This window comes from Rhodopseudomonas sp. RCAM05734 (assembly GCF_052658035.1).
Genome location: NZ_CP199742.1, coordinates 5,030,045 through 5,048,578 on the forward strand (window position 1 = coordinate 5,030,045; position 18,534 = coordinate 5,048,578).

Genomic DNA, 18,534 nt, shown 5'->3' on the forward strand with positions numbered 1-18,534 from the left:
AAACCTGTCCCCGGGGGCCCAAATTGAGCTATGCTGGGATGTCATCACCGAAGAAGGATAAAGCGTGTTATCTGTCGAACTCGGGATCGTTGCGGTCCTGATCGTGGTCAATGGCCTGCTCTCGATGTCCGAGCTGGCCATCGTCTCGTCCCGCCCGGCCCGGCTCGCCGCCCTGGTGGAAAAAGGCGTCCGCGGCTCACGCCGCGCGCTGGCGCTGGCCTCCGATCCCGGCAAGTTCCTGTCCACCGTACAGATCGGCATCACCCTGATCGGGGTGCTCTCCGGCGCATTCTCCGGCGCCACGCTGGGATTGCGGCTGACGGATTTGCTGCTGGAACTCGGCGTATCCAAGGGCGCGGCCGATGCGCTCGGCGTCGGCATCGTGGTGTCGGTGATCACCTATGCGTCGCTGATCGTCGGCGAGCTGGTGCCGAAACAGATCGCGCTGCGCGATCCGGAAGCGGTGGCGGTGCGCGTCGCGCCGGCCATGGTGCTGCTGGCGAAAGTGTCGCTGCCTCTGGTCTGGCTGCTGGATCGGTCCGGCAAGGCGCTGCTGTGGCTGCTCGGCCAGCGCGGCGACGCCGGCGAAAAGGTCAGCGAGGACGAGATCCGCAGTCTGGTCACCGAGGCCGAGAATGCCGGCGTGCTGGAACCCGGCGAGAAGGAAATGATTGCCGGCGTGATGCGGCTCGGCGATCTCGCGGTCGGCGCGGTGATGACGCCGCGCCACGAAGTGGCGATGATCGACCTCGCCGATCCCGTCGAGGAGATCTACGCCGAACTCGCCGGCAGCAACCATTCGCGCTTCGCGGTGTTCGACGGCAATCGCGATTCCGCTGTTGGCATCATCCAGGCCAAGGACATGCTCGACGTCTATCTGTCCGGTGCGACGCCGGACCTGCGCAAACTGGTGGTCGAGGCGCCGGTGATCCCCGACTCGGTCGACGCCCGAGACGTGGTCGCGATCCTCAGGGACTCGCCGGTGCATATCGGTCTGGTGCACGATGAGTACGGCGTATTCCAGGGGGTGGTCACATCAGCCGATATCCTGGAATCGATCGTCGGCGCGTTTCACACCGAGGACGGCCCGGCCGAACCGGCGTTCCACAAGCGCGACGACGGCTCCTACCTGATAGCGGGATGGATGCCGGCGGTGGAGTTCGCGGCGCTGCTGCATATCGAGCTGCCGCTGCAGCAGCGGCCGTACCAGACCTTCGCGGGATTTCTGCTGCAGGAGTTCGGCCGGATTCCGGAGGAAGGCGACCACATCGTCGCCTATGGCTGGCGCTTCGAAGTGATGGACCTCGACGGCCGCCGCATCGACAAGGTGCTGGCGAGCAAGGTCGAGGAGATGGCGCTGGGGTAGTTCCGCCTTAGCCCAGCGCGTGCCCAGCACTCACTTGTCGTCCCCGCGAAAGCGGGGACCCAGTACACGCGAACGACGGTGCGTAAGCTCCGGCGCCGAAGTTACTGGATCGCCCGGTCCTGGCGCGCAATTGCGCGCAGGCCGGGCGACGACAGGGGAGAGGGCTGAAGCGCCATTGCGCTTCACGACGTCCGCTACGCGATCACCTTGCCGAACTTGTTCGACTTCGGAAAACCCTTCGGCGGCAGGCGGCCGGCGTCGGCGCGGTTGCCGCGCCATTCGGCCAGTTCCTTGATGGTCGCGCTGAATTCGCGGCCGGCGCCGTCGCGCCAGGTCAGGCCTGCCTTGGCGGTGAAGGTGACGATATCGCTCAATCCGCCGTCCTTGTACTTCTGCAGCCGCACTCCGCGACCGCGCGCCATTTCCGGCACCTGGTCGAGCGGGAAGATGAGCATCTTCCGGTTGTCGCCGATGACCGCGACGCTGTCGTTGCCGTCCTCGACCACGGTCAGCGTCTTCGCCTCGTTGGGCATCTCGACATTGAGGATCTGCTTGCCCTTGCGGGTGTTGCCGACGCAGTCGTCCTCGTTGACCACAAAGCCCTGGCCGTCGTGGCTGGCGACCAGGAACTTGCGGCCGCCCTTGTGGACGAACAGCGCGACAATGGCGGCGTCGCCTTCCATGTCGATGAACATGCGGATCGGCTCGCCGTGGCCGCGGCCGCCCGGCAGCTTGGAGACGTCGAGCGCGTAGAAGCGGCCGTTGGTGGCCAGCAGCATCAGCTTCGACGTGGTCTCGGCGAAGAACGCCTGGCCGAGCTTGTCGTCGGTCTTGAACACCAGGCCCGACGTGTCCTCGACATGGCCCTTCAGCGTGCGCACCCAGCCCTTGTCGGAGATGATCACCGTGACCGGCTCGCGCTCCACCAGCGATTCCTCGAGTGCTGCGAGGTCGTGCTCCGGCGCATCCGCGAAGGTGGTGCGGCGCTTGCCGAGCGCCGTCTTCGGCCCGAACATGTCGCGCACCCTGCGCACCTGCTCGCCGACCTTGGCCCACTGCTCGGCCTCGGACTTCAGGATCGCGTTGATGCCCTTGAGCTCGTCGCGAAGCTTCTTGTCCTCGGTGCGGATCTCGAATTCTTCCAGCTTGCGCAGGCTGCGCAGCCGCATGTTGAGGATCGCTTCGGCCTGGATGTCGGTGAGCGAAAACGCCTTCATCAGCACCGGCTTGGGCTCATCCTCGGTGCGGATGATCTTGATCACCTTGTCGATGTTCAGATAGGCGATCAGGTAGCCGCCGAGCACTTCGAGGCGATGCTCGATCTGCGTCTTGCGGTAGTTGGAGCGGCGCAGCAGCACGTCGCGCAGATGGTCGAGCCATTCGCGCAGCACTTCGGCCAGGCCGAGCACCTTGGGGATGCGGCCCTTGACCAGCACGTTGAGGTTCAGCGGGATCTTGCTTTCCAGCTCGGTCAGCCGGAACAGCGATTCCATCACCAGCTCGGGATCGACATTGCGCGACTTCGGCTCGATGACGACGCGGATATCCTCGGCGGATTCGTCTCTGATATCGCCGACCAGCGGCAGCTTCTTGTCGTTGAGCAGTTCGGCGATCTTCTCGATCAGTCGCGACTTCTGCACCAGCCAGGGAATCTCGGTGACCACCACGACCCAGGCGCCGCGGGCGCCCTCCTCCTGGTGCCACTTGGCACGGGTGCGGAACGAGCCGCGCCCAGTCATGTAGGCTTCGGCGATGCTTTCCTTGGAATCGATGATGATGCCGCCGGTCGGGAAGTCCGGACCCTTGACCCAGCGCAGCAGCGCCTTGGACTTGGCGTCGGGCTTCTCGATCAGGTGCAGCGCGGCGTCGCAGAGTTCCGCGGCGTTGTGCGGCGGGATGGCGGTGGCCATGCCGACGGCGATGCCCTGCGAGCCGTTGGCCAAGAGGTTCGGGAAGCCGCCGGGCAGCACGCTCGGCTCTTTCGACTGGCCGTCGTAGTTCGGGCGCAGCTCGACGGCGTCCTCGTCGATGCCCTCCAGCAACAGCCGCGCCACATCGGTCATGCGGGCTTCGGTGTAGCGGTAGGCGGCGGCGCTATCGCCGTCGATATTGCCGAAATTGCCCTGGCCGTCGACCAGCGGGTAGCGCGACGAGAAATCCTGCGCCAGGCGCACCAGCGCGTCATAGATCGACTGGTCGCCATGCGGATGGAACGAACCCATCACGTCGCCAACGATTTTTGCCGATTTCTTGAACGGAGTGCCGGGATCGAGCCGCAGCAGCCGCATGCCGTACAGGATACGCCGATGCACCGGCTTCAACCCGTCGCGGGCGTCCGGCAATGCGCGGTGCATGATCGTGGAAAGCGCATAAGCGAGATAGCGCTCCTCGAGCGCGTCCCGCAGCTGCACTTCGTGAATTTCAGCCGGTTCTACCGGCGGAATCAGTCGTTTTCCCATGGCGGGGGATTAGCCTCTGGCGCCGAATTCGACAAGAAACGAATCGGCATTGTTGTGGCGCGGCAGCCGTGTGGCGTGGCAAGATATTGATAAAGCTGCCACTTTCTTCGGCCTCCCCCTGAATTTGACGGGAAGATGCCGCTGACGGCATCCGTGACATGGGCGTCTCCAACTCGGCGCGACCGATGGCAAGTTGCTTCCCCGGATACCTCATCCTAGATTGACGGCGCCAAGGTGTCCTCGCGCTCCCGGAGCTGAACGATGACCAGCAGTGATGTCCGGCTCGTCGCCGTGCCGCTGATCGCAGCGGGGGTGGTTTCTGCGCTGGCCTGGAGCGCGGCGCTGCTGGCCATTCGCCGGAACATCAAGCGTCAGGATCGCCGTCAGCTTGCCAAGCCCGTGCCGGTGCAGGCGTCCCGGAACGACGTGACCGACGCCGAGATCGCGCAAGCCCTGACCCAGCTCAGCATTGCCATTGCCAGGCACGTCAACCGCGGTGCCTTCAAGAACCAACCGGCGACACGACAATCCGGCTCCTGATCTGGGGTTGATGGAAGCGACCCACCGCGCACGGCACCGAGCCGAACGTCGTGAAGTAAAGCCCTACTCCGCCGCAAGCCGCGCCAAGTGCCTGGTCACCGCATTGATAAACCCCTCCCGCGCGTCCGAGTGGCCCTGCCCGCGCGGCTCCAGCACGTTGCGCAGCAGGAAGCGGCCGGTGAGGTCGAAGCCGTCCTGCAGGTCGCGGTCGGACCACGAGTTCTGCCGATCGGCGTCGCCGCCGTCGCGCAGGAACGGCGGCAGCCGCATCAGCCGGTCGCGCCACGGCTCGCCGGCCGACCGCGACACTGCGCCGCCGGACTTTGGCGAGACATAGATCAGGTCGGTGGTGGCGCCTGTGGCGGCGCAATTGTCGAGGTCGAGGCCGAAGCCGAGTTCTGCCAGCATAGCCAGCTCGAACCGCACCACATGCAGTGCGGCCTCGCTGACATCGTCGAAATCGTTCAGCGTGCGGTCCAGCATCTCGTAGAGGTCTTCATGCGGGTCGCGCTCCGGCAGCAGCCGCGCCAGCGCCGCCAGATGGGTCACGCCATAGGTGGCATGGCTGGAGGCCAGCACGGTGGCGGCGCGCATCTGCAGGCCCTCGATCTGGTAATAGCCGAGATGTTCATCGAGACGCGCGCGCCAGGTCGCATTGACGGTATTGCCGGGCTGCAGCACCGGCCGCATCCGCGTGCCCGCCCCGCCCCTGACAAGGCCGAGATGCCGGCCGTGGCCGCGGGTCAGCAGTTCGACAATGGCACTGCTCTCGCCATGCCGCCGCACCCCCAGGATGATGCCTTCGTCGGTCCATTCCATGAACTGGACGTTATATGATTTTCACCATGACTTCTGCATCCGGGGGTGAAACCGAAAGCCATTTTTCAAGCGCGGATATCGACCGAAGCCGTAGTTCCCTGAAGTCGCAGCAAGGCGTCCAGAGTCTGGCCAAGGGCTTCGACATTGCGACGGTCCCCCCTCGATTGCGCACCCGTTATGCCTGCCCGCAAGGTCGCGAAAGCATCAATCGGCTGATTGTCCATGCGGTTGGCTTCGTCGGCTGATGCGCTGCCGCTGCCGGCCCATCGCGACGCCGGTGGTGACATCATGCCAAGCAGTGGGCCGGACTCGTCGAGGGTCATCTTGCCGCTGCGGATCAGATCGTTGACCGTGCTGCGCATCTGAGCCGGCGACATGCTGGAGAAATCGTAAGTGGAAATGCCGGCCCCGGCATCGGCGACCGCGGCACTGGATGCGCTCTCTGCCTTCTGAGACCGGTTCGCGCCCGGCGCCGCGTAGGACGAGGTGACCGACGTACCTGTAATCTGCATTCAAATTCCCTGACTTGAAAACTTCATCGAGGGCATCTCAGCAATTGTCGTACCAGACGTCGTGACTGAAAATGCGGGCGTTTTCCACGAGCCCGTGCTTGTGACCATGGGGAAAATTCTTCGCAGGCGGCAAAAATTACCACCGAGCATCAGCAACGATGGCGCTGGAATCGCCGTGCCTGCGCACCGCAAGAATGATGCTGCGTCGTCCACCCCATGGCGGCCATCTACCGGAATTTGGCATACTGGATGGTCGCGTCGGTGCAGCCGTAGTGAGCGGAGCAGCAACGTCGGAGCGGAACGTTTGCCCGGCGCAGCGGTTGCAGTTAAGGCTCGCAGCCAGGTCCATTGCCGGACCCGACCGGACATTCCATTGACAGACATAGCACCGATCCGTCTCCCCAAGCCGCCGGGAACGGCACTGATCAACATGGCAGTAGCGGCCCTGATCGTGACCGGCCTGTATTTCGGCCGCGAGATCCTGGTGCCCGTGGCGCTGGCGGTGCTGTTCAGCTTCGTGCTGGCGCCGTTCGTAATCCGGCTGCAGTCATGGCGGGTGCCGCGAACGGTTTCCGTGCTGGTCACCGTGTTCATCGGCTTTTCCGTGATGTTCAGCCTGGGCGGCCTGATGGTGTCGCAGGCCAACCGGCTCGCCCAGGAATTGCCGGGCTACCAGCAGACGCTGCGCGACAAGATCCAGGGGCTGCGCGGCTTCGCCACCGGCGGCTCCGGCACGCTGGAGCGGGCCTCGCGCGTGCTGCGTGAGCTCGACAGCGAACTGCAGAACCCGGCCGCAGGGCGAAGCGCCATCGACGGGTTGCGCCGGCAGCCGCTGGACAAGCCGATCCCGGTGGAAATCCGCCAGCCCGATCCGGGCACCCTGACCACGCTGGTGGCAATCATCCAGCCGCTGATCCAGCCGCTCACCACCACCGGCATCGTGGTCATCTTCGTGATCTTCATCCTTCTGCAGCGCCAGGACCTGCGCAACCGTTTCATCCGCCTCGCCGGCTCCCATGACATGCAGCGTACCACCGCTGCGCTCGACGACGCCGGCCAGCGGCTGTCACGGCTGTTCCTCAACCAGATGATCGTCAACGCCAGCTTCGGCCTCTTGATCGGCATCGGGCTCACCTTCATCGGTGTGCCGAGCGCGCCGCTGTGGGGGCTGGTCGCCGCCATCCTGCGCTTCGTGCCCTATGTCGGCTCGGCGATCTCGGCGGTGTTTCCGCTGATCCTTGCCGCCGCCGTCGGCTCCGGCTGGGGCATGCTGCTGATGACCGTGGCGTTGTTCGCGTCGCTGCAGGTGATCGCCAGCCAGGTGGTGGAGCCCCTCGTCTATGGCCGCAGCTCCGGCCTGTCGCCGGTGGCCATCGTGCTGTCGGCGTCGTTCTGGACCTGGCTGTGGGGGCCGATCGGGCTGGTGCTGGCGACGCCGCTCACCGTCTGCCTGGTGGTGGTCGGCCGCCATGTCGACCGGCTGCAGTTCTTCGACGTGCTGCTCGGCAACCAGCCGGCGCTGACGCCACCGCAACTGGTCTATCAACGCATGCTGGCCGGCGACCCCATCGAGGCGTCGCAGCAGGCGCAGACCTATCTCGAGGACGCGCCCCTGGAGACCTACTACGACAGCATCCTGCTGAAAGGGCTGCGTCTCGCCGAGGCCGACGTGCGCCTCGGCCGCCTGCACGCCGACCGGCTCGAGCGCATTCTCGCCACGGTCAGCGAAGTCGTCGACGACCTCGAGACCCACGAAGACCGTGTCCCCGAAGAGATTGAAGTCGTCGATGCGCGCTCCGAGCTGGCGCGGCTCGACGGCATCGTTCCCGTCGAGGATCCCGCGCCCTTGCTCGCGCAGTGGCAGGCGCCCGGCGCGGTGCTGTGCATCCCTGGCGCCGGCAAGCTCGACGAGGCGGCGGCGCTGGTGCTGGCGCAACTGCTGAAACGCCGCGGCATCGGCGCCACCGCCGAGACCGCCGACGCGCTGTCGATCTCGCGGTTCTTCTCCCTCGATGTCTCGCAGACCCAGGCATTCTGCATCTGCTACGTCGGGCAGCCCTCGGATGCCATGGTGCATTATGCGGTGCGTCGCCTGGTGAAGAAGAGCAAGGGCAGCCGCATCGTGGTCGCCATGCTCGGCGGCACCCGCGACGCCCCGCTGTCGTCGACGCGCGACGTCACCCCCGCCGCCGGCAACTTCAGCCATGTGGTTGATACGGTGTCGGAACTGGCAGCCGGACGATCGTCCTCCGCCGCCCTGACGGCGCTGGCCGCCGGCGTCGACGCGGCGCTGGAGCGTGCCGGGAAAGTGTAGTCCGCCTTGTGCAGATTCGTAGGGTGGGCAAAGGCGCGCTTGCGCCGTGCCCACCGTTCAAATCCATCGCCGCCGATGGTGGGCACGCATCGGCCGCGCTACGCGCGGCCCGATCGCTTTGCCCACCCTACACTCTACACGCCAAGCGCGGGGGCGGATTTACGACCCGCGATCCGCCGCTTCAACGATCACGCCGTAAAGCGGGTTACGCTTCGCTAACCCGCCCTACTCCTCACGCGTTGAACCAGTTGGCGGCGTCGCCAGTGAATGCAAAGTACAGTCCGCCGGCGGTCAGTGCGCAGGACACGATCTCGATGGCGCTGTCGAGCTGCAGCCCGCTGATGCCGAGGATCTGCAGCAGCGACAGTACCGAGAACACCAGTGATGCCACCAGCACCCAGCGCGGCCAGCTCTTGCGGCCGTGAGCGGCGTGATGCACCAGAAACACGAACAGCAGCAGCAGACAGGCCGCAACGATGTTCGCCGCCATGATCGTGGTCTCGGTCATGTCAGCATCGGGCGTGCGGTCCTGAAACGCGATCGACAGCGCATCCAGCGTCAGCGATGCGTACAGCAGGACTTCGAAGTAGAAGACGTTCTTCGGAACGTTCTTCGAATTGTTGTTGGAACCGTTGTTGGCAACCGACATGGGCGCTGGCTAGTCCTTGGGGAATTCGAGGCCCATTTCGCGGTAGCGATTGGGATCGTCGCCCCAGTTCTCGCGCACCTTGACGAACAGGAACAGATGCACGGGCACGCCGGTGATCTCGGCGATCTCCTTGCGGGCATCGGCGCCGATCGACTTGATGGTGGCGCCGCCCTTGCCGAGCACGATCTTGCGCTGGCTTTCGCGCTCGACGAAAATGGTCTGCTCGATGCGGATCGACTTGTCCTTGCGCTCGGTCCAGGTGTCGGTCTCCACCGTGGACTGATACGGCAGCTCCTGGTGCAACTGGCGGAAGATCTTTTCGCGGGTGATTTCGGCCGCGAGATGCCGCATCGGCGCATCCGACATCTGGTCTTCGGGATAGTGATAGGGACCGGGCGGCACCGCAGCCGCCAGCGTGCGGCGGAGATCGTCGACGCCGTCGCCGGTCATCGCCGAGATCATGAACGTCTCTTCGAACTTCATCCGCTCGTTGGCGGCGGCCGCCAGCTTCAGCAGCTTTTCCTTGGAGACGATGTCGACCTTGTTGATCACCAGATACTTCGGGTGATTGACCTTCTCGAGCTGGCTGAAGATCGCCTCAGCCTCCTCGTCGATGCCCTCTCGGGCGTCGAGCAGGATGCAGACCAGGTCAGCGTCATGAGCCCCGCTCCAGGCGGTCTTGACCATGGCGCGGTCGAGCCGGCGCTTCGGCAGGAAGATGCCGGGGGTATCGACCAGGATGATCTGCGCGTGGTTCTCGATCACGATGCCGCGGATCAGCGCGCGCGTGGTCTGCACTTTGCGCGAGACTATGGTGACCTTGGATCCGACAAGCGCGTTGACCAGCGTGGATTTTCCGACATTCGGCGCGCCGATCAGGGCGACGAAGCCGCAGCGCGTCTCCGCATCGGGAACGTCGGGCGTCGGGGCGGGATCGATATCGTCGTTCACAGGGTCATCCATCATTGTTGTCGCTGCTGACGCCTTCGCGCGCCAGCATGGCGGACGCGGCGAGCTTCTCGGCCGCGCGCTTGCTGCCGCCGACGCCTTCCGCGGGCGCCAGGCCCGGCAGGTCGACGGCGACACGGAATTGCGGATCGTGATGCGGGCCGGAGCGCTCGACCTCGCGATAGACCGGCGTCGGCAGTCCCTTGCCCTGGGCCCACTCCTGCAGCACGGTCTTGGAATCGCGCAACGGGCGCGCCGGCTTGCGCATGCGCTCCAGCCAGTTGCGCTGCACGAAACTGTCCGCGGCGGGGTAACCGCCATCGAGGAAGATGGCGCCGATCACCGCCTCGCAGATATCGCCGAGCACCGACTTGCGAAGCCGCGCGCCGGCGCCCGCCCCGACCGCGCCGAGCTTGATGCCGTCGAGCAGGTCAAGCGTGCGCGCCACGTCGGCGCAGGCTTCCTTGCGCACCAGTTCGGCTAGCCGCTTCGACAGTTCGCCCTCGTCCGCTTGCGGAAAGGCGCGGTACAGCATGTCGGACACCACCAGACCGAGCACGTGGTCGCCGAGGAATTCGAGGCGCTGGTAGCTGTCCGCGCGGCTACGCTGCGACTTCAGCGCCGACACATGGGTGAAGGCGGTGGCCAGCAGCAGCGGGTCCTTGAATGTGTAGCCGATCCGCGTCTCGATCTGCGCCGCGGCAGCCTTCATGGCGGCATTCTTGCGCTTCTTGCGCACGGCAGCCGTCTCCGTGCCGGCGTCAGGCAAGGTCAGGTCGTCGGCACTCGAGGGGGACGCGAGGTTGGCGGAGTCGTCTTTCATCGCACAATGGAAAAGATGCGACCCCAGCGAACGGCGGTCGGCCAGCGCCAGATCTGCCAGGCATGTTCGCCCTCGGCGATCGAGAAGAAAATCATCTGCGCGCGCCCGACGATGTTCTCGAACGGCACGTAGCCCACCGCGGACAGCACGCGGCTGTCGGTGGAGTTGTCGCGGTTGTCGCCCATCATGAAGAAGTTGCCGGGCGGCACGGTGTAGACGTTGGTGTTGTCGTAGAAGCCGTTGTCGACGCAATCGAGCGACTCGTAGGTGACACCGTTAGGCAGCGTCTCCTTCCAGCGCTTGACCCGCGCGGTGGCGTCGGAGCCGCAGGGATCCTCACCGACGAAATCCGACAGGCGCTCGCGCTGCACCGGCTTCTCATTGATGTAGAGCAGCCCTTCCTTCATCTGGATGCGGTCGCCCGGCAGCCCGATCACGCGCTTGATGTAATCGGTGCTGTCATCCTTCGGCAGCCGGAACACCACGACGTCGCCGCGCGCCGGCTCCGAGCCGAAGATGCGGCCGGAGAAGATCGGCGGCGACAGCGGGATCGAATAGTGGCTGTAGCCATAGGAATATTTCGACACGAACAGGTAGTCGCCCACCAGCAGGGTGGCCTTCATCGAGCCCGACGGGATGTTGAACGGCTGGAACAGGAAGGTCCGGATCACCAGCGCGATCAACAGCGCATTGATGACGACGCGGATGGTTTCGCCGACGCCGCTTTCAGTCTTGGTTCCGGATGTCACGCTCATCGCTTTCCCGATTCCCGCATTGCCGCGCGGATTGTGGTGATCTCACGCAAACATGGCGCCGCGATGAGATGAGGCATTGATTCTGATGTTTAGAGCGAATTGCGGCGCAAACCCAGAGGGTCAGGCCACGTTCGGTCCTGCTGAAGGCAGATGCCGGCTTTTAACGGGTTGTTTGCCGTGCCGCAATCAACGGAACCGTTATTGGGGCAGGAAAGATCAGCGAATTGGTTGGAAAGATGGAGGAAATTTAAGTCGGCGCACCATTTGCGGCGCCTCGGCATCATCCCCTGCTACCCGACATCTGCCAGTTACGCTGCCGGCCGCTCGGCCATTTCCTTCAGGGCATCGGCGATGAACTTCTCGTTCGCCACCCGTGCGGCTTCCTGGATATGGGGGGAAGCGCTTCAGACTGCGAACGGCGGTAAGCCGCGCGGTTGAAGTGCAATCCGATGGCCACATAAACCAGAACAAAGGCCGCCCCGATGACGGGAGCGAACAGGCCATAAAGTTGATAACCGTTCATTCCTGGATCCCTCCAAGGATGGCCAACGCTAAAAATGTAAGCACCCACTAACGAGGATGCAAACCAACGACCCTGCCAGGATCGATGAAACGTCCGTAACCACCGGCAAAATCCCGTAGAAAAACGCCAGAACGGGACCGATTACACCGGCCGAAAGCATCGCAACCGCAATCGCATTGGCAAATCCTGCCATCAGCTTAAGCCGCTCATTGAAGACGACTTTTTTCATCGGCTCGGCTGCGATGCTTTGAACGGCCAGCGCAGTTTGGCACGTTAAAGTTGCAACCTCAACTCGCAGGCCAGCTCAGCCTTTGCTCGCCTGCTCCGCCGAGATGATCACAAACGCCTGCGCCAGCGGCCAGTCGTCGGTGATGGTGAGGTCTATCCGGGCCTCCATGCCCGCCGGGGTCAGCTTCTGCAGCCGGGCCAGCGCCCCACCGGTCAAAAGCATCGACGGCCGGCCGCCCGGCAGGTTGACCACCCCCATGTCGCGCCACCAGACGCCCTGGCGGATGCCGGTGCCGAGCGCCTTCGAACAAGCCTCCTTGGCGGCGAAGCGCTTGGCGTAGGTGGCGACCACCATCTTCTCGTTCTTGGAGCGGCGCTCGGCCTTGGCGCGCTCGGCGTCGGTGAAGATGCGATCGAGAAAGCGCTCGCCATGCCGCTCGATCACCTTGGCGACGCGGGTGATGTCGATCAGGTCGGAGCCGATGCCGATGATCATGCGGCGCCCGCGAGGTGCTTGCGGCCCCGGTCCATCGCCGCGCGCATGGCGCGGACGGTGGCGCCGAGGCCGACGAACAGCGCCTCCCCCATCATGAAATAGCCGATGTTGAGTTCGGCGATCTCCGGCAGCGCCGAGATGGTCTCGGCGGTGGCGTAATCGAGGCCGTGGCCGGCATGGATCTCCAGTCCCGCGGATTTCGCCAGGGCTGCGCCGGCGACAATGCGCTGCCATTCGCTGGCGGCTTTGGCCGCATTGCCATCCTCGATGGCGTCGCACCAGGCGCCGGTGTGCAGTTCGATCACCGGGGCGCGCAATTTGGCGGCCATCTCGATCTGACGGGGATCGGCAGCGATGAACAGCGACACCCGGACGCCGGCGTCGTTGAACCGGGCGATCACCGGCGCCAGCGCATTGTGCTGACCGGCCACGTCGAGGCCGCCTTCGGTGGTCAGCTCCTCGCGCCGTTCCGGCACCAGGCAGACCGCATGGGGCCTGGTGGCCAGGGCGATCTCGACCATGTCCGGCGTCGCCGCCATTTCGAAGTTCAGCGGCTTTGAAATCTCGGCCTTCAGCCGCTTCATGTCATCGTCGCGGATGTGGCGGCGGTCCTCGCGCAGATGCGCGGTGATGCCGTCGGCGCCGGCCTCGATGGCCGCCAGCGCAGCGCGCACCGGATCGGGACGATGCCCGCCGCGTGCATTGCGCAGGGTGGCGACGTGATCGATGTTGACGCCGAGGCGGAGGGGAAAAGTGGGCATTGGCAACTTCCGGAAATCAACGATGCGGTGAGCATAGCGATGTGAAGCGATCATTGCGAGCAGCCACCGGCTGTCATCTCCGCGAAAGCAGGGATCCGGTCAACGCTGTCGGAGAGATCATCACTGGCGCCTGCGTCTACTGGGTCGCCCGGTCCTGGCGCGCAATTGCGCGCAGGCCGGGCGATGACAGCGGAGGCCGGGGGCTTTACCCATTCACCCGCTCGACCTTCGCCACCACGGCCTTGGCGCGCAACTGGTTGATGATCGCGCTGAGATGCTTGAGATCGTAGACCTCGATATCGATGTTCTGCTCGGTGAAATCCGGCGAGCGGCGGTGCATGCTGATGTTGTCGATATTGCCGTCGTGGTCGGCGATCACCTGGGCGATCTGCGCGAGACTGCCGGGCTCGTTGACGTTCTGCACGAATAGCCGCGCCGGAAAACGCTGCGGTGAGGATTCGTCGACGTCCCATTTGACGTCGAGCCAGCGCTCCGGCTCTTCCTCGAAATCCTTCAGCGCCGGCGACTGGATCGGATAGATCGTGATGCCTTCGCCGGGGGTGATGATGCCGACGATGCGGTCGCCGGGCACCGCGCCGCCATTGGGCGCGAACTTCACCGGCAGGTCGGAATTGACGCCGCCGACCGAGATGATCGAGGTGAAGCGCCCGGCGCCATCGGGCGTCTTGACCCGGTCCGCCGTGGCCTTGCGGTTGCTGGTTGCGAAGCGGCCGACGCGCTCTTCCTTGTAGTCCGGATACATGGCGCGGGCGACGTCGGCGGCACGCAACTCGCCGCGCCCCACCGAGGCCATCACGTCGTCAATGGACGATCGCGCCAGCCGCGGCAGCGCGCCCTTCAGCTGGTCGTCGGAATATTCGATCTTGGCGCGGGCAAACAACCGCTCGACAATACGGCGGCCGAGGCCGGCATACTGGTCGCGCATCGCGGTGCGGGTGGCGCGGCGGATCGCGGCGCGGGCCTTGCCGGTGACCGCGAGCGACTCCCAGGCGGCGGGCGGCGCCTGCTGCGCGGCCGATGTCAGCACCTCGACCTCGTCGCCGTTCTGCAGCTCGGACGACAAAGGCGCGAACTTGCCGTTAATCTTGCAGCCGACCGCGCTATTGCCGACGTCGGTATGCACGGCATAGGCGAAGTCGACCACATTGGCGTTGCGCGGCAGCGCGATCAGCTTGCCCTTCGGGGTGAAGCAGAACACCTGGTCGTGAAACAGCTCGAGCTTGGTGTGCTCCAGGAATTCTTCCGGATTGGTGCTTTCGGAAAGAATGCCGATGGTGTGGCGCAGCCAGGAGAACGCGTTGGACTCGCGCTGCAGCATCTCGGTCGGCGAGCCCTTGCCGTCCTTGTAGAAGGCATGGGCCGCGATGCCGTATTCGGCTATCTGGTTCATGTCCTCGGTGCGGATCTGCAGTTCGACACGCTGGTTGCCGGGGCCGATCACGGTGGTGTGGATCGAGCGGTAGTCGTTCTGCTTCGGCGTCGAGATGTAGTCCTTGAAGCGGCCGGGCACCACCGGCCAGGTGGTGTGCACCACGCCGAGCGCGCGGTAGCAGGCCTCCATGTCCTTCAGCACGACGCGAAAGCCGAAGATGTCGGACGGCTGCTCGAAGCCGACCGACTTGCGCTTCATCTTGGTCCAGATCGAAAACGGCCGCTTCCGCCGGCCGCTGACCCGGGCGATGATGCCGTTCTTCTCCAGCTTCATGGAGAGATGGCTTTCGATCATGCCGATCAGATTGCGGTTACGCTCGGCCAGCGAGTCGAGCCGCTGCATGACCACCGAATAAGCGTCGGGGTCGAGCACCTTGAACGACAGCTCCTCGAGCTCCTCGCGCATCTCCTGCATGCCCATGCGGCCGGCCAGCGGCGCATAGATGTCGAGCGTCTCCTCGGCGATGCGGCGGCGCGACGCCGGCGGCATGAATTCCATGGTCCGCATGTTGTGCAGCCGGTCGGCCAGCTTGATCAGCAGCACACGGACGTCGTCGGCGATGGCCAGCAGCAGCTTGCGCAGGTTCTCGGCCTGCTTGGCCTCGCGCGATACCAGCTCCAGCCGCTTCAGCTTGGTCAGACCCTCCACCAGCGCACCGATCTCGGCGCCGAACAGCCTGTCGATTTCGGCGCGGGTGGCCTCGGTATCCTCGATGGTATCGTGCAGCAGCGCCGCCACGATGGTGGCATCGTCGAGCTTGAGGTCGGTGAGGATCGCCGCCACTTCCAGCGGATGCGAGAAATACGGATCGCCCGAGGCCCGCGTCTGCTCGCCATGGGCGACCATAGCGTAGACATAGGCCCGGTTCAGCATGTCCTCGTCGGTGTTCGGGTTGTAGGACTTGACCCGCTCTACCAGATCGTACTGGCGCATCATCCGCGCGCGCGAGGCGCGGGGTACCTTCACCGGCGCATCGGCCGGCGTCTCCGGGACCACGACCGCCGGGTCGGCCGCAGCGGGCGGCGACGGGACAGCGGCGACCGCCTCGGTCGCTGCCTGCATCTGCCCGGTCTTTCGGCGAATGGTCGCCATCGCTGCCTCGTTTCATCAGGCGCGGATCGCGCCCGTCTCGTCACCGCAACTTTGCCCTGAAAGTATCAGGAAAAGCAAAGGCCCGGACAACGGTCCGGGCCTTCAACAAAACAGAACACCGTGAACGGGCTGTTGCCAGCGCCTATTCGTCTTCTTCAGGCTGCTCTTCCGGCGGCGCCAGGCCCTCGAGACCCTTGAGAAGCTCTTCTTCCGTCATGCGTTCGACCGCAACCTCGGTATCGTCAGCATCGACGCTGGCGCCGGCAGAACCGATCAGCGGGATCGTGTCGGGCTCGGGCTCGTCGACCTCGACGAACTTCTGCAGCGAGTGAACCAGCTCCTCGCGCAGATCTTCCGGCGAAATGGTCGAGATCGGCAATCTCGCGCAACGACACGACGGGATTCTTGTCATTGTCGCGATCAACTGTAAGTTGCGATCCTGAGGAGATCATACGTGCCCGATGGGCAGCCAGAAGGACCAGATCAAACCGGTTGTCGACTTTATCGATGCAATCTTCGACGGTGACGCGCGCCATTAACTGTCGCTCCGTGTGTGTGGGGACCGGATATGATGATTATTCGTGCTAGGTACAGAGGCTTGGCCGATTTCGCAAGGGCCAAATTGCCAACTGGACAATCACGCGCCCTCTGGTACGCTATTATTATACCCGTCACAAGATCTACAGATCGCGGCCATCTGCATCAGTTTAGAGCATCTCGGACACTAAAACGCTTTATTGCAACCGCAAGTACAAGGGCTTAACCCTCCGGCTTCGCAATTTGCGATCCGGCCTTTTCGATCGATACGCCCCTGGCGGTCATTGCTCCCGCCTTCCCTGCCGGTGGATTGCTGCCGCGCCAAACGTAAACAACAACAAACCGCACGAGAAAACTTGATGTCCCCTGCATCCAACAAGATCGCGCTCTTCATTGACGGCGCCAATCTCTATGCGACGGCCAAGACCCTTGGCTTTGACATCGACTACAAGCGCCTGCTCAAGGAATTCCAGAGCCGCGGCACGTTGGTCCGCGCCTTCTATTACACCGCGATCATCGAGGATCAGGAGTATTCGTCGATCCGACCGCTGATCGATTGGCTCGACTATAACGGCTACACGGTGGTCACCAAGGCCACCAAGGAATTCATCGACGCCTCCGGCCGCCGCAAGGTCAAGGGCAACATGGACATCGAGCTTGCGGTCGATGCCATGGAGCTGGCCGAACATGTCGATCAGATCGTGCTGTTCTCCGGCGACGGCGACTTCCGCTCGCTGGTCGAGGCCGTGCAGCGCCGCGGCGTTCGTGTGACGGTGGTGTCCACCATCTCCAGCCAGCCGCCGATGATCGCCGACGAACTGCGCCGTCAGGCCGACGTGTTCACCGATCTGATCGAACTGCAGTCCAAGCTGGGGCGCGACCCCGCCGAACGCCCTGCCCCGCGCGAGCCGCGCCACGCCCCGCAGTTCCTGCAGCGTGCCACCACCATGGCGCCACGGGGCGATGACGACGATTTCGAAGACTAAGACGCAGCTCAGCAGACAGCAGCCGGCGGTGGTGGCAACCGCGATCTCCGTCGGCACTTCGACCGATCCCGGGCGCGACTGCCCGCTCTGTCCGCGTCTGATGGCCTACCGTCAGGATCTGCGCGCGCGCGATCCCGACGGCTTCAACGCGCCGGTACCTTCGTTCGGGCCGGTCGACGCGGGCCTGCTGATCGTGGGTCTCGCCCCCGGCGCCCAGGGGGCCAATCGAACCGGGCGTCCGTTCACCGGCGATTATGCCGGCGACCTGCTCTACGCCACCCTGATCGAATTCGGCTTTGCCACCGGCACGTTCGAGGCGCGCCCCGACGACAGCCTGACGCTGACGGACAGCCGCATCACCAATGCGGTGCGCTGCGTGCCGCCGCTGAACAAGCCGTTGCCGGTGGAGATCACCACCTGCCGGCCGTTCCTGATTTCCACCATGGAGACCATGCCGCGGCTGCGCGCGATCGTGCTGCTGGGCCGCGTCGCCCACGACACCATGCTGCGCACGCTCGGCATCCGTGCCGTCACCGCGCCGTTTGCGCACGGCGCCGTGCACGACGCCGGCCGCTTCAAGCTGTACGACAGCTATCACTGCTCGCGCTACAACACGAACACGCGGGTGCTGACGCCAGAGATGTTTAGGGCTGTGTTTGCGCGGGTGAAGGCGGATCTGACGAGCAGCTAAACCGGATTGGCCTTGAGCCATGCCAGCACATCGCCGGCGTTACGGTCCGGCGGAAACACCGGATAGAACACGTGGGTGGTGCGGGCGTCGTCAATGATCAAGGCGATGCGCTTGATCAAAGTGAGGTCGGCGACCTCCATGGTCGGCAGATCGAGCGCCTGCACCAGTTCGAGGTTGTCGTCGGACAGCACCGGAAACGGCAGATGCAGCCGTGCGGCCATCTCGGTCTGATAGGCATTGCTCTGGGTCGACAGGCCGAACACATGCTTTGCGCCGGCAGCCTTCAATTCGGCAAACAGGTCGCGAAACGCGCAGGTCTGCGGCGTGCAGCCGCGCGCCCCGGGGATCATGTCCCAGTCATCCACCAGCGAGACTCGCCCGGGCTCGCCGGTGCGCGGATAACCAAACACGACGACCCGGCCTTTCAACTCGGACAGCACGACCGATGTATCGTTGGTGGCCAGCAGGCTGATGGGCGGAATCGGCATGCCCACCAGATGCGCGGCGGCGCCGTCATCCTCGGGCGCCGGGATCTTGCTCCAGTCGACGTCGAGCAGGTTGGGTTGTTTCATCCGCCGATCC

At 64.6% G+C, this 18,534-nt stretch carries 17 protein-coding genes and 1 pseudogene; 5 read left to right on the forward strand and 13 right to left on the reverse strand.

Annotation, left to right across the window (positions count from 1 at the left end):
* The first annotated feature begins 64 nt into the window (after positions 1-64).
* The gene (locus ACUXVA_RS23740; protein ID WP_445488501.1) at positions 65-1,366 is read left to right on the forward strand and encodes a hemolysin family protein; all 1,302 of its coding nucleotides are present in this window, start codon (positions 65-67) and stop codon (positions 1,364-1,366) included.
* Positions 1,367-1,560: 194 nt separating this feature from the next.
* On the opposite strand, the gene parC is transcribed toward ACUXVA_RS23740, so the two are convergent.
* The gene (gene parC / locus ACUXVA_RS23745) at positions 1,561-3,825 is read right to left on the reverse strand and encodes a DNA topoisomerase IV subunit A (RefSeq protein WP_265083334.1); all 2,265 of its coding nucleotides are present in this window, start codon (positions 3,823-3,825) and stop codon (positions 1,561-1,563) included.
* A gap of 261 nt (positions 3,826-4,086) precedes the next feature.
* On the opposite strand from parC, the gene ACUXVA_RS23750 reads away from it, so the two are divergent.
* On the forward strand, positions 4,087-4,365 hold the full coding sequence (locus ACUXVA_RS23750) for a hypothetical protein (protein WP_445488503.1): 279 nt from the start codon (positions 4,087-4,089) through the stop codon (positions 4,363-4,365).
* Positions 4,366-4,428: 63 nt separating this feature from the next.
* On the opposite strand, the gene recO is transcribed toward ACUXVA_RS23750, so the two are convergent.
* Both recO and ACUXVA_RS23760 read right to left on the reverse strand, forming a co-directional pair.
* Positions 4,429-5,184 carry a DNA repair protein RecO gene (gene recO / locus ACUXVA_RS23755; protein ID WP_265083332.1) on the reverse strand — a complete coding sequence of 252 codons (756 nt, stop codon included), beginning with the start codon at positions 5,182-5,184 and terminating at the stop codon, positions 4,429-4,431.
* Positions 5,185-5,249: 65 nt separating this feature from the next.
* Positions 5,250-5,696: a hypothetical protein gene (locus ACUXVA_RS23760; RefSeq protein WP_445488505.1), complete on the reverse strand. Its 447-nt coding sequence runs from the start codon at positions 5,694-5,696 to the stop codon at positions 5,250-5,252.
* Between the two features lie 373 nt (positions 5,697-6,069).
* Here ACUXVA_RS23760 and ACUXVA_RS23765 point away from each other — a divergent pair, with 373 nt between their 5' ends.
* Complete coding sequence (locus tag ACUXVA_RS23765; protein ID WP_445488507.1) at positions 6,070-8,010, forward strand: AI-2E family transporter; 1,941 nt, start codon at positions 6,070-6,072, stop codon at positions 8,008-8,010.
* Between the two features lie 232 nt (positions 8,011-8,242).
* Here the strand turns inward: ACUXVA_RS23765 and ACUXVA_RS23770 are convergent, their stop codons facing one another.
* The 9 genes and pseudogenes from ACUXVA_RS23770 to rpoZ all read right to left on the reverse strand — a co-directional run bounded on the left by ACUXVA_RS23770 (position 8,243) and on the right by rpoZ (position 16,274).
* Positions 8,243-8,659, reverse strand: a complete 417-nt coding sequence (locus ACUXVA_RS23770; RefSeq protein WP_265083329.1) for a hypothetical protein — start codon at positions 8,657-8,659, stop codon at positions 8,243-8,245.
* A gap of 9 nt (positions 8,660-8,668) precedes the next feature.
* Positions 8,669-9,622 (reverse strand): GTPase Era, encoded by a 954-nt coding sequence (era, locus tag ACUXVA_RS23775; RefSeq protein ID WP_265083674.1) that lies wholly within the window; start codon positions 9,620-9,622, stop codon positions 8,669-8,671.
* Complete coding sequence (gene rnc, locus ACUXVA_RS23780) at positions 9,615-10,430, reverse strand: ribonuclease III (protein ID WP_265083328.1); 816 nt, start codon at positions 10,428-10,430, stop codon at positions 9,615-9,617. Before rnc ends, era begins: the two co-directional genes overlap by 8 nt.
* Positions 10,427-11,185, reverse strand: coding sequence for a signal peptidase I (gene lepB / locus ACUXVA_RS23785; protein WP_445488510.1), 759 nt, complete (start codon positions 11,183-11,185; stop codon positions 10,427-10,429). Before lepB ends, rnc begins: the two co-directional genes overlap by 4 nt.
* Positions 11,186-11,736: 551 nt before the next feature.
* Positions 11,737-11,937 (reverse strand): hypothetical protein, encoded by a 201-nt coding sequence (locus tag ACUXVA_RS23790; protein WP_265083326.1) that lies wholly within the window; start codon positions 11,935-11,937, stop codon positions 11,737-11,739.
* 75 nt (positions 11,938-12,012) lie between these two features.
* Positions 12,013-12,432, reverse strand: a complete 420-nt coding sequence (acpS, locus tag ACUXVA_RS23795) for a holo-ACP synthase (protein ID WP_265083325.1) — start codon at positions 12,430-12,432, stop codon at positions 12,013-12,015.
* On the reverse strand, positions 12,429-13,193 hold the full coding sequence (locus tag ACUXVA_RS23800; protein ID WP_265083324.1) for a pyridoxine 5'-phosphate synthase: 765 nt from the start codon (positions 13,191-13,193) through the stop codon (positions 12,429-12,431). The genes acpS and ACUXVA_RS23800 overlap by 4 nt, the downstream gene beginning before the upstream one ends.
* A gap of 205 nt (positions 13,194-13,398) precedes the next feature.
* On the reverse strand, positions 13,399-15,738 hold the full coding sequence (locus ACUXVA_RS23805; protein ID WP_445488513.1) for a RelA/SpoT family protein: 2,340 nt from the start codon (positions 15,736-15,738) through the stop codon (positions 13,399-13,401).
* A 142-nt stretch (positions 15,739-15,880) separates the two neighbouring features.
* A pseudogene (gene rpoZ, locus ACUXVA_RS23810) lies at positions 15,881-16,274 on the reverse strand (DNA-directed RNA polymerase subunit omega).
* A 360-nt stretch (positions 16,275-16,634) separates the two neighbouring features.
* On the opposite strand from rpoZ, the gene ACUXVA_RS23815 reads away from it, so the two are divergent.
* A complete protein-coding gene (locus ACUXVA_RS23815) occupies positions 16,635-17,261 on the forward strand; it encodes a LabA-like NYN domain-containing protein (protein ID WP_265083321.1) in 627 nt (208 codons plus the stop codon).
* Positions 17,239-17,952, forward strand: a complete 714-nt coding sequence (locus tag ACUXVA_RS23820) for a uracil-DNA glycosylase (RefSeq protein ID WP_265083320.1) — start codon at positions 17,239-17,241, stop codon at positions 17,950-17,952. The genes ACUXVA_RS23815 and ACUXVA_RS23820 overlap by 23 nt, the downstream gene beginning before the upstream one ends.
* On the opposite strand, the gene ACUXVA_RS23825 is transcribed toward ACUXVA_RS23820, so the two are convergent.
* Complete coding sequence (locus ACUXVA_RS23825; protein ID WP_265083319.1) at positions 17,949-18,524, reverse strand: peroxiredoxin; 576 nt, start codon at positions 18,522-18,524, stop codon at positions 17,949-17,951. The two genes, ACUXVA_RS23820 and ACUXVA_RS23825, sit on opposite strands and share 4 nt — an antisense overlap.
* Positions 18,525-18,534 lie beyond the last annotated feature (10 nt).

Coding starts and splice junctions, on each gene's coding strand:
- ACUXVA_RS23750 (WP_445488503.1), top strand. CDS start 4,087: ATGACCAGCAGTGATGTCCGGCTCGTCGCCGTGCCGCTGATCGCAGCG.
- rnc (WP_265083328.1), bottom strand. CDS start 10,430: ATGAAAGACGACTCCGCCAACCTCGCGTCCCCCTCGAGTGCCGACGAC.
- ACUXVA_RS23760 (WP_445488505.1), bottom strand. CDS start 5,696: ATGCAGATTACAGGTACGTCGGTCACCTCGTCCTACGCGGCGCCGGGC.
- ACUXVA_RS23790 (WP_265083326.1), bottom strand. CDS start 11,937: ATGAAAAAAGTCGTCTTCAATGAGCGGCTTAAGCTGATGGCAGGATTT.
- ACUXVA_RS23825 (WP_265083319.1), bottom strand. CDS start 18,524: ATGAAACAACCCAACCTGCTCGACGTCGACTGGAGCAAGATCCCGGCG.
- ACUXVA_RS23805 (WP_445488513.1), bottom strand. CDS start 15,738: ATGGCGACCATTCGCCGAAAGACCGGGCAGATGCAGGCAGCGACCGAG.
- ACUXVA_RS23770 (WP_265083329.1), bottom strand. CDS start 8,659: ATGTCGGTTGCCAACAACGGTTCCAACAACAATTCGAAGAACGTTCCG.
- ACUXVA_RS23815 (WP_265083321.1), top strand. CDS start 16,635: ATGTCCCCTGCATCCAACAAGATCGCGCTCTTCATTGACGGCGCCAAT.
- ACUXVA_RS23820 (WP_265083320.1), top strand. CDS start 17,239: ATGACGACGATTTCGAAGACTAAGACGCAGCTCAGCAGACAGCAGCCG.
- acpS (WP_265083325.1), bottom strand. CDS start 12,432: ATGATCATCGGCATCGGCTCCGACCTGATCGACATCACCCGCGTCGCC.
- ACUXVA_RS23800 (WP_265083324.1), bottom strand. CDS start 13,193: ATGCCCACTTTTCCCCTCCGCCTCGGCGTCAACATCGATCACGTCGCC.
- parC (WP_265083334.1), bottom strand. CDS start 3,825: ATGGGAAAACGACTGATTCCGCCGGTAGAACCGGCTGAAATTCACGAA.
- lepB (WP_445488510.1), bottom strand. CDS start 11,185: ATGAGCGTGACATCCGGAACCAAGACTGAAAGCGGCGTCGGCGAAACC.
- recO (WP_265083332.1), bottom strand. CDS start 5,184: ATGGAATGGACCGACGAAGGCATCATCCTGGGGGTGCGGCGGCATGGC.
- era (WP_265083674.1), bottom strand. CDS start 9,622: ATGGATGACCCTGTGAACGACGATATCGATCCCGCCCCGACGCCCGAC.